We start from the raw sequence: 14,408 nt of genomic DNA on the forward strand, positions 1-14,408 counted from the left end.
GCTAACGCAATCGCGCAGCGTCTCGTAGAGAAAAACGGAGTGAAAAGTTGAGCCGTAAGATTTACTTCTAACTCTTAACTTCTAACTCCTCACTCCTCACTCTTAACTTCTAACTCCTCACTCTTAACTTCTAACTCCTCACTCTTAACTTCTAACTCCTCACTCTTAACTTCTAACTCCTAACTTTTAACTTCTAACTCCTAACTTTTACTTTAGTGCCGCAACATCTTGTATCCATTCCAATATGAAGGTTAAACTTCCTATTTAATCTGATCTCGCTTTTAGGAGCGTGTATAGATAGATAACTTGAAAGTTTAGCCGTGGTGGGATAGGAGTCAGTATAAATGTTAAGTGGCAAAGGAATCCCTGGTGTAGTTCCCGATCAGCAGTGCGACACCTACGCGTGGTTTTCGCAACGAGCTTGGGTAGAAATTGATTTAGGGGCGTTGTCGTACAATGTACAGCAATTGGTACGGTTTTTATCGCCGCGTACCCAGCTGATGGCAGTAGTCAAAGCTGATGCCTATGGACATGGTGCGGTGACAGTCGCCCAAACCGTAATCCAATCGGGAGCTAGTTGGCTGGGAGTGGCTACAGTTCCAGAAGCTATTCAATTGCGAGAAGGCGGGATTCAAGCGCCCATTTTGATTTTAGGGGCAACTCATACACCAGAACAGATTCATGCGATCGCACATTGGAAACTCCAGCCCACACTCTGTAGCCCTAAACAAGCCTTAGTATTTTCTGATACCCTAGAATCCATGAATTATGGTTCTCCAGTACCCGTACATATCAAATTAGACACGGGAATGTCGAGGTTGGGAACTAATTGGCAAGAAGCTGGCGAATTTGTGCAATTAGTCCAGCGCTTACCACATCTTTCTATTGCTAGTATTTATTCCCATTTGGCAACAGCAGACGATCTTGATACGACGGCAATGGAAGAACAGCATAAACGATTTGAGGATGCGATCGCTCAAATCAAAGCAATGGGAATTCAAGTGCCCTGCTTGCACTTGGCCAACTCAGCCGCCGCACTCACAAATCCGGCATTGCACTACGACATTGTGAGAGTAGGTTTAGCCGTTTACGGACTCTACCCAGCACCGCATTTACAAAATGCGATCGACCTCAAGCCCGTTTTGGAACTGAGGGCACGAGTCACCCAGGTTAAAACAATTGCCGCAGGAACAGCTGTTAGTTACGGTCATAAATTTATTGCCCCGCGTGAACTTCGCCTCGCCGTCGTCGGTATTGGCTATGCTGACGGTGTTCCTCGCGGTCTTTCCAACAAAATGCAGGCGTTAATTCGCGGTCAGCGAGTGTCGCAAATCGGGACAATTACAATGGATCAATTGATGCTGGATGTGAGTGCCATACCTAATATCCAAGAAGGAGAAGTAGTCACCTTACTAGGGGAACAGGGAAAAGAAAAAATTTCAGCGGATGATTGGGCAAAACAATTAAATACTATTTCCTGGGAAATTCTCTGTGGGTTTAAGCATCGTCTGCCTCGTGTTGCGGTTATGTAGTTGGGCATGGGGCATTGGGCATTGGGCATTGTTATTCTGCCCCTGGTTCCCCACTCCCAATTCCCTCTTCCCATAAATAATTTCTTATGGTATGATAGTAAACTGATGCGGATGTGGCGGAATTGGCAGACGCGCTAGATTTAGGTTCTAGTTCCGAAAGGAGTGAAGGTTCAAGTCCTTTCATCCGCACTCTTAATTACCAAAAACTGCATGAGCCAACAGGTTCATGCAGTAATTTTATGAATAAATTCGTCATCAACTACTAGCACGAAGGTCAGTAGAGCTAGATTTTGCTGGCGTAATGAAGATTATTATCTGTGTTTTTTAGCTTTGCGATCGCTTAGTACACGTCACCATAAAAGGGGTTCGGAAGTATCGAGGGTTGATGTTGGGTTTCACTACGTACCCCTACGGGGATCTTGCTACCACCCAACCTACGAATGATTCAATTCCATACTCTTTTTGTGGTGGGCTGTACTTAGTTATTGTGTGATACCAAATCTGAAGATAATCGTCTCTTGTGGTAATTACTGTGATCTGCTCTTACCACCGCCTTTTCTTGAGAGGAAAATTTAGCCTGTGGGTGGGCTTTGTCGTTCGGTGCAGCACCGCACTATGAGCAATGGTTTGGTTTGCTTTCAGGCGGGCGATCGCAAAATATTAGTATTAGTGACAAAAGTAACTATTTCAACATGACTTTATATACAGGCGTATACCTGATTATTTCGATTACATTGAGAATGTACAAATCAAGTAATACAAGAGAGATTTCAGAATATATGAACCGCTTTAAATCTATTCTTCTTGGAGGCTTATTAGCAGCTGCTTCAATTGCTGCTCTTTCTCAAAATGCTAATGCTGCTGAATTTAAATCCGATCGCGATCATTTTAATGGTAATACTGTAGCTTTTAATAATAGCAAAGCTGAACATGAACGTCAAGCTCGTGAACAACGCGCCCGTGAATTACGTGAACGTCAAGCTCGTGAACAACGCGCCCGTGAATTACGTGAACGTCAAGCTCGTGAACAACGTACCCGTGAATTGCGTGAACGTCAAGCGAGGCTTTACCACTAAAAAATAAATTAAAAAAATAAATTATCACTCACTCATATTACATTAGGAGAGTAGCAATACTCTCCTTTTTTCTTTGCATAAACCTGCTCAAATTAATGCTTAAATTCAGCTAAATCTGAGTTGATAAGTTTTTCAATTAGTTCTATAACACCATCCCCCCGACTACCATTAGTCACAAAATCCACACGTTCTTTGAGTGTCGGCAAAGCATTGGCAACGGCTACAGAATAACCACAAACACTCAGGAAATCATGGTCATTTTCTGCATCGCCAATCCCCACTGCATTTTGAGGTGATAACTGTATCTCTTCCAAAGCAGCGGCTAACCCTGTGGCTTTATTAATTCCTGATGGTAGCACCATCACCGCACCTTTATTCAATATGACTTGCAATTCTAATCCCAAGTGGCGGATAGTTTCTAAAACTATGGTTTCTTGGGGATGCCAAGTAGCGACAATTACACGACCAACTGACAGAGGCTTGACTTGGCGATCGCGCAATGCCTTAATAAATTCTGGTGATGGTTGCGAACCTAATAGTTTCTCCTCACGGCTAGCTGGTGAGTACAACAAAGCGCCATTTTCTGCCACTACATAATCAAATAAATTTACTTGTGTAAAAACTTGCAGTAACTCATCTAGCTGTCTACCTGTCACCAAGATGAGTTTGTAACCAGAACTTCGCAGACGTGAAAGCGCTGCCAAAGTATTTTCATTTACATCATTGTCAGTTGCTAGTGTACCGTCGTAGTCAGTGGCCAATACAGAATAACGCATAATGTTACTCAATTTTTGTCATTGGTTTGTCATTTTATTGTATTACCTGTCAATGGCGGGTTTTTATCAAGCAACTGCAAAATCAATATAGTAAGAGTAATCAGGAGAAAACAGGCGATCGCGCAAATTTTTTGGGCAAACATCTCTGCCAAAGCAGTAAAGTCTTGCCTTAGTATAAAATCCAACTTAAAATATTTCAACTCCTGACTTCTGAATTCTGTTTTATTTTTGTCAAAAAAATCAGTATTATCCCTGTAGTCAGAATGGGGTAATTAATAAAAAGTGGCTTCATTTAGTACTCATATCCTTAAAGACTAGATTTTACTTAAGTGTAAATACATAAGTTCAAAGATATTATTTTAAGAAAATCAGTATTATTCCTGTGGTCAGAATGGGGTTACTCAATGGAAAGTGGCTTCATCTAGTCTTGACATTTCTATGTCTTATTTTTCCAGAATGTTTATAAATCTCAGTAACAGGAAGTAAATTAATAACAATTTACGAATTTACTGAGATTTGAGCATTTGAATATAAAGCGGCTTTCGTTGAGTTTCACCACAAATCCTAGAGGTCAAAATTGTGTACTTTAAAATACAAAAATTTGAAGCCTTTTACTTAACTTTAATTTGTGGAATAACTCTGCACGAATTTAGCTTACACGTATCGAATTTAGCTGAAGTAAAAGCAAAATGAGCACAACTCCTATAGGTAGCTACAGGTTGTTCCAGAAACTACATCCGCTATCTCTGTTGGCACAATTAACCAGTCGGCGTGCTACAGGGTGCTTAAGCATATTTACTGGGATAGTTTTTTGGTCAATCTATCTAGAGGACGGTAAACTTACTTATGCCTCCTATTCAGATAAACTGTTTGAGCGCCTTGACAGTCACTTGCGGCGATTGAGTCAGCAAATTCCTGCTCTCAACAGCGCCACTCGCGTGCAAATGCGGCTGATGTTTGAGACGAAGAATGAACATCAATCAATACCAAATGCTGATTACCAAGCTATTTGTTGGCTAGTAAATCAGGACTATATTACCTCTGTGCAAGCAGGAAGCCTGATAGACGAATTAGCAAAAGAAGTGCTGGAATCATTTCTGTGTTTAAAAGAAGGTAGCTATGAATTTAGTCCTGAAAGCTCTTTGGATGAATTACCAAAGTTCTGTCGCCTGGATTTACGGTTACTTGTTGAACACTGTCAAAAGCAATTAAGAAATCGGCAAAATATTCAGTCATCAATTCCGGCTGGTGGGGGTTCCCAAGTTTTGGCTGCAACACAACCGACTCAAGTTCAGCCACAACTGCAAATAAAAATTGGACAAAAATTACCGATACCAATCAATTTTGATATTCCTGAGAATAATAAAATTAGTCAGCCAACTGTTGGCAAAAAATTATATACAATTGCCTGCATTGATGATAGCCAAACGGTTTTGAATTCCATTAAACACTTTTTGGATGAAAACACATTTTCAGTTGTGATGATCAACGATCCGGTAAAAGCTTTAATGCAAATTCTGCGGAGTAAACCCGATCTGATTTTGCTAGATGTTGAAATGCCAAGTTTAGATGGTTACGAGCTATGTTCTTTATTACGGAAACATTCAGCTTTTAAAAATACACCGATCGTTATGGTGACTGGTAGAACAGGATTTATCGACAGAGCAAAGGCTAAAATTGTCAGATCGTCAGGATATTTGACCAAGCCTTTTACACAATCAGAATTGCTAAAAATGGTTTTCAAGCATCTTGGTTGATTTCAACAAGGCAAATAAAAATAACAAAATACGTTTAATTTATTTTTTTAGGAGATTTAATAGTGAGCCTGACTTTGCTTGGCACGATTCTGATTGTAGAAGATTCTCCCAGCGAATTAGAATTAATGAGTCATTATCTCAAAGAAAGTGGTTACAACGTAATTAAGGCAAGTGGTGCAAAAGAAGGTTTAGAAAAGGCTGTGTTAGAAAAACCAGATGCGATCGTTACTGATGTCGTTATGCCAGAAATGAGTGGATTTGAATTGTGTCGTTATCTAAGAAGAAATCCAATTACTGCAAAAGTGCCAATTGTGGTTTGTAGTTCTAAAAATCAAGAAATTGACCGTTTGTGGGCGATGAGACAAGGTGCAGATGCCTATATAACTAAGCCTTATACCCGCGAACATCTCCTACGTACTATTAAATCAGTGGTAATTTGAATCAATGACTAGTACAAACATTGCTCTTCCTGAAAAAACAACCCAAAATAACTTAGTAGATGGTTATCTGAAGTTTCAGCTAAATCAACAAACTACTGCTGTTTTATCAATAAGGCATACACAAGAAGCTATTCTTGTGCCCATTGAATCTATCACCTCAATGCCCAATATGCAGCCCTGCATATTAGGATTGATGAATTGGCGGAGTCGGATAATTTGGGTAGTTGATTTGCCAAGAATGCTCAATTTAGAATCCCTAGATTATCGACTGCGACAGTACAATGTGATCGTTATCCAATTGGAATCATTAGTGTTAGGCTTAGTTGTACAAGAAATCAAAGGTACAACCAAGTTCATCGTTGATGATATTCATTCTCCCATAGGACAAGTGGCATCCAGTTTAGTTCCTTATTTATGTGGGTGTGTTGTGCAACAGGAAGAAATATTACTGGTATTAGATGCACAGGCGATTGTACAATCTTCTATTCTCCGCAGTGATTAGGGTGTATTACTAAAAAAGATTTTTAGTGTCTTATTCACATACTTAGGAGAGCTACTTTTATGTTTAATAAAACCAACACGAATCAAGGTAATGGCGCTCAAAACCGAGCATCACTGATTTCATCCCAAAAAGCCATTGGGACTGTAGTAAAGCTACCAACTAAGCTGACTACTGAAAGTGTTAATAATTCTTCTTCAAATCAGAGTATTGCCTTTTTTACAAGGCTGGGATTGGTTAAGAAAGCGACTATTTTAGCGATCGCAATCGGTACAATACCAGTATTGGGCATCGGCGCGATCGCTTTTGGTTTTGCCAACAAATCTATTACTAAGCAAATTACCCAATCTCAACAAGCCGAAGCCACTGGCTTAAGTGATAAAGTTAACCGCTTTATGCTGGGACGCTACGGTGATATTCAGGTGATATCAAGTTTGCTATTTTTGACAAGTCCCCAAACTAGTGTCACTACCCAGCAAAAGCAAGCAGTCCTGGATCGTATTGTCCAAGCCTACAAAGCTTATGACAGTATTGCTGTTTTTGATCGCCAAGGTAACTTGATTGTGCAGTCCACAGGCGAACCCCTGGAAAATCAAAAAGATCGTACCTATTTTCAAGACGCTTTACAAAAAGATACTCCTGTTATCAGTAAACCGGAAGCAGCAAAAAGTACTGGTGTAGTGAGCATTTATCTAGCTGCACCTGTGAAAGAGACAAGGACGGGGCAAACTATTGGCGTAGTACAGGCACGTATGCCCGTAAAATCTTTAGAGGAAGTCATCAAAAACTACGTAGCCAATGGCCAACAATACCAGCTGCTCGATGCTTCGGGAACAGTTTTCTTGAGTCCCCAAAAGGAATTATTGGGGAGAGATGCCAAGGAAGAGTATTCTAGTTTACCGAAACTGCTGGCAGCTAAAAAGGTAAATAGTTTTATAGAAGTTCCGAAAACTCAGAAAAAACAAGAATTAGTCAGCTACGTACCAGATAGTACGGTAGATAGCTTACCTGATTTAAACTGGCAAGTACTTTTATCTACAGATACCGCAACTGTATTTGAACCGCAAAGACAATTGTTGTGGATTATAGCCATCGGTACAGCAGCGACAGCATTGATTGTAGCTGCCATCGCATCTCAGTTAGCGAAACTGACTACACAGCCAATTCTCAATGCCACTGCGGCATTAGCAAAACTAGGTCAAGGTAAATTCAATACCCGTCTGCAAATCGAAAGAGAAGACGAATTAGGGGTATTGAGTGCAAATATCAACCAGATGGCCGAACAATTGCAGGTCTTAGTTAAGGAACAGGAACTAGACGTTGAAGGGGTAAAATTACTAGCAGATATTACCCTACAGATTCGGAAAATTCTGAAAACTGAAGATATTTATCATACAGCAGTCAAAGAAGTTCAGCGATCGCTAAAAACAGACCGGGTAATCATTTATAGTCTGAATCCAGATACTTTAGCTGGCGCTGTCGTTGCGGAATCGTTAACTGGTAATTGGCCGGAAATGCTGGGAGTGCAAATTGATGATCCCTATTTCCGAGAACATTATCTAAAAACTGATCGTGATGGAGAAGTGCAAGCGGTTGCCAACATTCATCAAGACCAAAACTTGAAAAATGCCGACAGTTACATCCAACTTTTGGAAAAATTTGCTGTCAAAGCTCATTTAATCGCACCAATTCTGGCTCAAGAGAAACTTTTAGGCTTATTAATTGCTCATCATTGCGAAACTCCTCGTGTGTGGCAACAGCCAGAAATTGACTTATTTCAACAAATAGCAACTCAAGTCGGCTATGCCTTAGAACAAGCCAAGCTATTAGAAGAAATAGAAAAAGTCAAAAATGTTACTGTAAGTGGCTCAGATGAAACACTGCAACAACAACTTTTACAACTACTCAACGATGTAGAAGGTGCAGCTAGAGGCGACTTGACAGTGCGTGCAGACGTAACCGCCGGAGAAATCGGCACTGTTGCCGACTTTTTCAACTCCATTGTGGAAAGCCTGCGGGATATTGTTACCCAAGTTAAACAAGCTGCCATCCATGTCAATAGTGCCATTGGCTCTAACGAAGGAGCCATCCGCCACTTAGCAGAAGAAGCGCTAACCCAAGCTGCCGAAATCAACCGCACCCTGGATGCTGTTGACCAAATGACTCAATCCATGAAAGCCGTAGCCGAAAGTGCCGAAAAAGCTGCCTTTGTTGCCAACCATGCAGCTCACACCGCTACTAAGAGCGGACACGCAATGGATTTGACAGTACAAAATATTCTGTCTTTGCGGGAAACTGTTGGTGAAACTGCTAAAAAAGTGAAGCGTTTGGGAGAATCTTCGCAACAAATTTCTCGCGTAGTTTCCTTAATTAACCAAATCGCTATTCAAACAAACTTGCTTGCCATCAACGCCGGTATTGAAGCAGCACGTGCAGGTGAAGAAGGTCAAGGATTTGCCGTCGTGGCGGAAGAAGTCGGCGAACTAGCAGTCAGAAGTGCCGCAGCAACCCAAGAAATTGAACAAATTGTTGAAAATATCCAACGAGAAACCAGTGAAGTGGTGCAGGCGATGGAAATAGGCACTACCCAAGTGGTAGAAGGAACTCGCATTGTGGAGGAAGCTAAACAAAGTCTGAGTGAAATTTTGGATGTATCGTCTCAAATTGACTCCTTGGTGCAGTCAATTTCCACTGCAACTGCATCTCAGGTTGAAACATCCCAAAGTGTTAGCCAATTCATGAAAGATATCGCTGCTATATCACAACGTACCAGCGATTCTTCTCGCCAAGTTTCTGAATCTCTGCAACAAACTGTGGAAATTTCGCAGCAGTTACAAGAGACTGTCGAGGCTTTCAAAGTTAGTTAAGTTTGTCATTTGTCATTTGTCATTTGTCCAATGCCCAATGCCCAATGTCCGATGCCCAATGCCCAATGCCCAACAATTATTAACAAAAACCATGTCACAAGACAAAGAATTAGAAATCCAGATGCAATTTCTGGAAGAAGCAACTGATTACTTAAATACCTTAGAAGGGGTATTGTTGGAAATCGATACTAGTAACCGTATCGATTTAGATAAAATCAATGCTGCACTCCGGGCCACTCATTCTATTAAAGGTGGCGCGGGAATGATGGGATTTAGATCGCTCAGTGATTTATCTCACCGTCTCGAAGATTCCTTTAAAGTTTTAAAAACTAAAAAAAATTCTTTAGAAATTGATACTCAGTTACAAAGTTTATTGCTATCTGGAGTTGACTGGCTGCGTCAGATTGTAGAATTACTTGCCGAAGGGAATGTTGTTGAAGATCAGTGGTTAGCAACTTTTTGTTATCCAATTTTTGATGAGTTGCACGATCGCTTAGGCGACCCCACCCCTGAGGATGCCTCAACTATGCTATCCCCAGAGGATGGCCAAGACGTTATCCCCTTGCTATTTGCCACAGAAGTAGAAGAGTGTTTGCAACGCCTAGAATCTATATTGACAGATAGCGAACAGCCGGGATTGCATGAAGAAATTGTGATCATGGCAGCTGAATTGGGTGGTTTAGGAGAAATGCTCCAGTTGCCAGCTTTTAGCAAGCTTTGTGAGTCAGTAACGCAGCACTTGGAAACTGTTAGTAGCGAGCGCATTCCCGAAATTGCCCAGTTAGCATTGCAAACATGGCGGCGATCGCAAGCTTTAGTGCTGACAAATCAATTAGATAACTTGCCTACAGAAATTAACTTGGGTAGTTCTACGCAATCCCAGCTACTATTACCAGCAGAAATAATACCGCAGCTTCTCCCCACAGATATCCTCGACACAGAAGCAGCTTCAACAGCAGTTTGGCAAGCCGAAATAACTCCCGAAGCTTGGATTAAAGATGAAGCGATTGCAGCAAATTTTACATTCGTAGATGCAGAATTTGCCGACGAGGTAAATGGTGTCAATGTCACCGAACATAATACCATCTTTTCTAGAGAAGATAATTCTGCCGATGCCAAATTTGGCGAAGGCAAAGGAGAGCAAACTGGCGTTGTAAAAGAGCGGGAAATTCATGAAAATAGCGTTAGAGTTCCTAGCAAACAACTAGAGCAAATTAATGATTTATTTGGCGAACTGATTGTTCAACGTAATGGGTTAAACTCACACCTAGAAAGATTACGCAAACTCGTTCGTAACCTTAACCAGAGAGTCCAAGTTCTCGACCGCGAAAACCAAGATTTACGTATAGCTTACGAAAAAATTTCCACTCAAGCTGCTGGGGTACGGGCACAAGCTGAAAATGGTCATCAAGCACAAGACACAGACAGGGAATTTGATACCTTAGAAATGGATCGCTATAACGATTTAAACCTGCGATCGCAGGAAGTTATGGAAACCATTGTTCAGGTACAGGAAGTCACAACTGATGTGCAACTCAGTGTAGATGATACAGACAATATTGCTCGGAAATTAAACAAAACATCCAAACAATTACAAACAAAGCTAAATCACATCAGGATGCGGCCACTGTCTGATTTAATTGAACGTTTTCCTAGAGCCTTGCGCGATTTAAATGTAGAGTATGGGAAAAATGTCCAGTTAAAAATTGAAGGTGGCAACACTTTAATTGAACGCAGCATTTTAGAAGCATTAAATGAACCTTTAATGCACCTGTTAAGGAATGCCTTCGATCATGGTATCGAAGACTCTAGCACCCGCCGCCTTCTGGGTAAACCAGAACAAGGATTAATTGAAATTACAGCTACTCACCGCAGTAATCGCACACTCATTACTATCCGTGATGATGGTTGGGGTATTTCTCTAGAGAAAATTCGCACCCGCGCCCTAGCTATGGGATTGGATGCTTCTCTACTCGCGAATGCTAGTGATGAAGAACTGTTATCACTAATTTTTGAACCAGGTTTTACCACCTCCGAGCAAGTTACAGCATTATCTGGTCGCGGTGTTGGTATGGATGTGGTTCGTAACAACCTCAAACTGATTCGAGGAGATGTGAAAGTTGATACAGAACCAGGAGTTGGTACTACCTTCACCCTATCAGTACCATTTACCCTTTCGGTTGCGCGAGTTCTACTAGTAGAAATCAACAAAATGCTATTGGCATTTCCTACAGATGTCATTTCAGAAATATCCTTACTCCAAGACGAGCGAGTTTTCCAAATGGCAGGTAGTGAAGTCCTAAATTGGCAAGGAACAATGCTACCACTGATTCGCCTGACTCGTTATTTAGAGTTTAATTGTCTGCGCTACGATACTTCAGAGTTAGAAACCCCGGCAGCAATTAATGCTAATAGCGTGTTAGTGGTCAAAGGTAATAATCAGCCAGTAGCGATCCAAATAGACCGTTGCTGGGGTGAACAGGAAGTTGCTATTCGCCAAGTCGAAGGAAATATACCTTTACCTGAAGGTTTCAGCAACTGCACAATTCTCGGTGATGGTCGAGTTGTACCACTAGTGAATGTCAATGAGTTATTGTATTGGATTGCTACAAATCGGAAGACTCCCAGAGGTACTCAACTACCATCAGCAAGGTTAAAAACACCGTTCCTCATATTTGATGAAGAGAAAATGTCAGCAGCTTCAGTTAAGCAGAAAGGCACAATTTTAATCGTAGATGACTCGATTAATGTTCGTCGCTTTTTAGCGCTGACCCTTGAAAAAGGAGGGTATCAAGTAGAGCAAGCTAAAGATGGTCAAGATGCCTTAGAAAAACTCCATAGTGGATTGAGAGTTGAGGCAGTAATTTGTGATATTGAAATGCCTCGCCTTGATGGTTATGGCTTTTTAGGTAAGGTAAATTCAGACGTTGATACAAAAAATATTCCCGTTGCGATGCTGACTTCTCGTAGTAGTAATAAACATCGGCAATTGGCTATGCAATTAGGGGCGCGAGCTTACTTTTCTAAACCTTATAATGAGCAAGAATTACTCCAAACGCTGGAGGAAATAATTCACCCTGTGGCAGCAAAGGTAGCGTCTAATTAAAAATTGATAATTCATAATTAGGTTTTAGATATTTTCGTAGTAGCGTGGCAAGGCTAAAATGTTGCAAAAAAAAAATTGTAGGTTGGGTGGAGGCTTTGCGTAACCCAACATCCTGATATATGTTGGGTTGCGCTCCGCTCCACCCAACCTACGTCTAATGCACAACTTTAGGCTTGCCACGCCAGTAGGGTGCGTTACGCCAAAAGTTAACGCACCATTGTATAACAATTTGAAAAAGAATGCGACAAACAGACCATTTGTAGAGACGCGATGAATCGCGTCTTTACCCAAGGATGTGTTGCAATCATTAATTGAATTGGTACCCTGGGGCGACTAGAAGTCGCGGCTACACAGACAAAACCCACCTCCGTGGGTTAAAAGACTGATTTATATCACTCATAATCCCCTAGCTTTTGCGTCATACTATATTGTGTCAATTGAAATAATTTCTACATAAACTCAATTTGTAGTGAATTTATGGTAACTGTAACACTGACGGCTGTTGCTACTGTGATCGCAACTACACTTTGGACTAAAGCACAAGAGAAAATCGGCGAAAATCTTGGTGATGCTACATGGATGCTAGGTGGCAAGTTAATAGGATTACTCTGCCGATATATTGATGATGAAAATTCGCTGCTGAAATTGGCACTAAATCGCGGCTGGCTGAACTGTGTAGGGATAGAGTTCAACTAGTTGAACTTGTTGAAAGCTTTAAACACTATCTGCTAGGCTTAGAAGAATATTTACTAGATGAATTAGAAAAGAAGCATTTGTGGGAAGGTATTGATGCAGAGTGAACCACCTTTGATTCAAGTTGAAGCCACTGCTAAATTTAAACGTAATCTGCGTATTTTAGCCAAAAAGTACCGGAATATGATTAATATTCAGTTACAAGATGTAAGACTAATATCTCAGACTTTTTGAATTTTGACAAATTAATCCGAATTTCGAGAATAGTACTCGAACCAAGTGCGATCGCACTATTTAAGAGGATGTTTGAAAAGTCTAAATTATTACTAGTCTTGGCGACTAGAAGTCGCGGCTATACAGACAAAACCCACCTGCGTGGGTTAGGAAGCTTGATTTTTAGTTAGTCCGCGTAGGTGGACTTTGTTTGTGTAGCCGCGATTTCCAAGATACTGTTGGCGAATTGATAGGGGGTCTAACTGATCATTGCAATTGCTCTTGATTTTAGTCCGTTTCAACGGACAGTAGCTCTTAGCCCGAAATTTATTTCAGGGCGGGAAAGCAACGCCAAACCAAGATTTTAGGGGTGAGGGGTCAAACCCATCAAGAGTTGACCAACAGTGTCTTTCCAATCGCCCAAAACTGTCTTAGGACATAATATCAATTCCCTGAAACAAAAATACTTTCAGGAACCTTTATTAAGCCTCAACTTTTACACCCTTCCAGAAGGCCACATAACCTTCAATATTCTTAGCTTTCTCCTTGGTGCTGGGATAATACCAAGCAGCATCTTTATTGATTTGCCCATCAACTTCGATACTGTAGTAACTGGCAACACCTTTCCAATGACAAGTAGTGTGGGTGTTACTCTCTGCGAAGTACTGTTTGTTAATGGTGTCAACAGGAAAATAATGGTTGCCTTCTACAACTACAGTATTATCGCTCTCGGCTAAAACAGCACCATTCCAAATTGCTTTTGGCATAAATGACTTTGTAAATAAACTATACACATAACATTTTGACACTATCAGCTTATTTGTAGTGAATTTATAGAACCTGCTGCCCTGCCAAAAGAGTTCAGAAGTCGCGAAGAGGCAATGGGTTACAGGTTTTTATTTTATCTATTAATTATAATCACTTTTATTTATGGATTTGAAAATTAAAAGCATTTGCTTCTACCGAGAAGATTTTATAGCATATTGATATGGAAATTTAATTAGTCAAAACAAAGTTGGATTTTGGTTTATAGCTTGAATAAAAAATGTCTAGAAGAGAGATAAATAAACGATACCTGCGGCGAGCTAGGCTAACGTACCTTCTAGAAATGCTTCCAAGTTAAGGATCTTATTTAGAATATCTTTGCATTTTTTAAGTTATTACTAAACCTTCTCTAAATTCCCATTTGGGTAATTAACAAATCAGCCTATCAGGTTAACTGATCGTAAAAAGGTTGAGATTAATAAAACAGTGGACTCTATAACTAGAGAATACTGATTGCACTTTGTTCTAATTGAGGATAACTCTATGAAACTCATAAACTTGATAAATTCTCCATATATTGTTGCTTGGATTAATTCTATGCCTAAAATTACTAGCCTGCATTCGACCAAGAATCACAATAGACCATCAATAAACACTGTCGTCAACTCTAATACTTTCCCTAGA

General features: G+C 40.6%; 10 protein-coding genes and 1 tRNA gene. 9 read left to right on the plus strand and 2 right to left on the minus strand.

Features of this window, described 5'->3' with window-relative positions:
* Nucleotides 1-344 precede the first annotated feature (344 nt).
* From alr to V7K67_RS06075, 3 genes are all read left to right on the plus strand, one after another.
* The gene (gene alr / locus V7K67_RS06065) at nt 345-1,532 is read left to right on the plus strand and encodes an alanine racemase (RefSeq protein WP_334730139.1); all 1,188 of its coding nucleotides are present in this window, start codon (nt 345-347) and stop codon (nt 1,530-1,532) included.
* A gap of 107 nt (nt 1,533-1,639) precedes the next feature.
* A tRNA-Leu gene (locus V7K67_RS06070) sits at nt 1,640-1,721 on the plus strand.
* A gap of 401 nt (nt 1,722-2,122) precedes the next feature.
* Complete coding sequence (locus V7K67_RS06075; protein WP_334730140.1) at nt 2,123-2,608, plus strand: hypothetical protein; 486 nt, start codon at nt 2,123-2,125, stop codon at nt 2,606-2,608.
* Between the two features lie 92 nt (nt 2,609-2,700).
* Here V7K67_RS06075 and V7K67_RS06080 read toward each other — a convergent pair whose 3' ends face one another.
* On the minus strand, nt 2,701-3,384 hold the full coding sequence (locus tag V7K67_RS06080) for an HAD family hydrolase (protein ID WP_334730141.1): 684 nt from the start codon (nt 3,382-3,384) through the stop codon (nt 2,701-2,703).
* A gap of 689 nt (nt 3,385-4,073) precedes the next feature.
* On the opposite strand from V7K67_RS06080, the gene V7K67_RS06085 reads away from it, so the two are divergent.
* The 6 genes from V7K67_RS06085 (at nt 4,074) to V7K67_RS06110 (ending at nt 12,749) form a co-directional block, all read left to right on the plus strand.
* Nucleotides 4,074-5,141 (plus strand): response regulator, encoded by a 1,068-nt coding sequence (locus V7K67_RS06085; RefSeq protein WP_334730142.1) that lies wholly within the window; start codon nt 4,074-4,076, stop codon nt 5,139-5,141.
* Nucleotides 5,142-5,203: 62 nt separating this feature from the next.
* Nucleotides 5,204-5,581 (plus strand): response regulator transcription factor, encoded by a 378-nt coding sequence (locus tag V7K67_RS06090; protein ID WP_190890190.1) that lies wholly within the window; start codon nt 5,204-5,206, stop codon nt 5,579-5,581.
* A 4-nt stretch (nt 5,582-5,585) separates the two neighbouring features.
* A complete protein-coding gene (locus V7K67_RS06095; protein WP_334730143.1) occupies nt 5,586-6,083 on the plus strand; it encodes a chemotaxis protein CheW in 498 nt (165 codons plus the stop codon).
* Nucleotides 6,084-6,142: 59 nt separating this feature from the next.
* On the plus strand, nt 6,143-8,947 hold the full coding sequence (locus V7K67_RS06100; protein WP_335165632.1) for a methyl-accepting chemotaxis protein: 2,805 nt from the start codon (nt 6,143-6,145) through the stop codon (nt 8,945-8,947).
* A gap of 91 nt (nt 8,948-9,038) precedes the next feature.
* Complete coding sequence (locus tag V7K67_RS06105) at nt 9,039-12,053, plus strand: hybrid sensor histidine kinase/response regulator (RefSeq protein WP_335165639.1); 3,015 nt, start codon at nt 9,039-9,041, stop codon at nt 12,051-12,053.
* Nucleotides 12,054-12,530: 477 nt separating this feature from the next.
* Nucleotides 12,531-12,749 carry a hypothetical protein gene (locus V7K67_RS06110; protein ID WP_335165643.1) on the plus strand — a complete coding sequence of 73 codons (219 nt, stop codon included), beginning with the start codon at nt 12,531-12,533 and terminating at the stop codon, nt 12,747-12,749.
* 692 nt (nt 12,750-13,441) lie between these two features.
* Here V7K67_RS06110 and V7K67_RS06115 read toward each other — a convergent pair.
* Nucleotides 13,442-13,726 carry a DUF427 domain-containing protein gene (locus V7K67_RS06115; RefSeq protein ID WP_334706982.1) on the minus strand — a complete coding sequence of 95 codons (285 nt, stop codon included), beginning with the start codon at nt 13,724-13,726 and terminating at the stop codon, nt 13,442-13,444.
* Nucleotides 13,727-14,408 lie beyond the last annotated feature (682 nt).

Origin of the sequence: Nostoc sp., from assembly GCF_036917155.1 — a bacterium.
Lineage (GTDB): Bacteria > Cyanobacteriota > Cyanobacteriia > Cyanobacteriales > Nostocaceae > Nostoc.

What these genes read in the sequence shown, in the direction of transcription:
- alr (WP_334730139.1), top strand. Translation starts at nt 345, where the DNA reads ATGTTAAGTGGCAAAGGAATCCCTGGTGTAGTTCCCGATCAGCAGTGC.
- V7K67_RS06080 (WP_334730141.1), bottom strand. Translation starts at nt 3,384, where the DNA reads ATGCGTTATTCTGTATTGGCCACTGACTACGACGGTACACTAGCAACT.
- V7K67_RS06085 (WP_334730142.1), top strand. Translation starts at nt 4,074, where the DNA reads ATGAGCACAACTCCTATAGGTAGCTACAGGTTGTTCCAGAAACTACAT.
- V7K67_RS06095 (WP_334730143.1), top strand. Translation starts at nt 5,586, where the DNA reads ATGACTAGTACAAACATTGCTCTTCCTGAAAAAACAACCCAAAATAAC.
- V7K67_RS06100 (WP_335165632.1), top strand. Translation starts at nt 6,143, where the DNA reads ATGTTTAATAAAACCAACACGAATCAAGGTAATGGCGCTCAAAACCGA.
- V7K67_RS06105 (WP_335165639.1), top strand. Translation starts at nt 9,039, where the DNA reads ATGTCACAAGACAAAGAATTAGAAATCCAGATGCAATTTCTGGAAGAA.
- V7K67_RS06110 (WP_335165643.1), top strand. Translation starts at nt 12,531, where the DNA reads ATGGTAACTGTAACACTGACGGCTGTTGCTACTGTGATCGCAACTACA.
- V7K67_RS06115 (WP_334706982.1), bottom strand. Translation starts at nt 13,726, where the DNA reads ATGCCAAAAGCAATTTGGAATGGTGCTGTTTTAGCCGAGAGCGATAAT.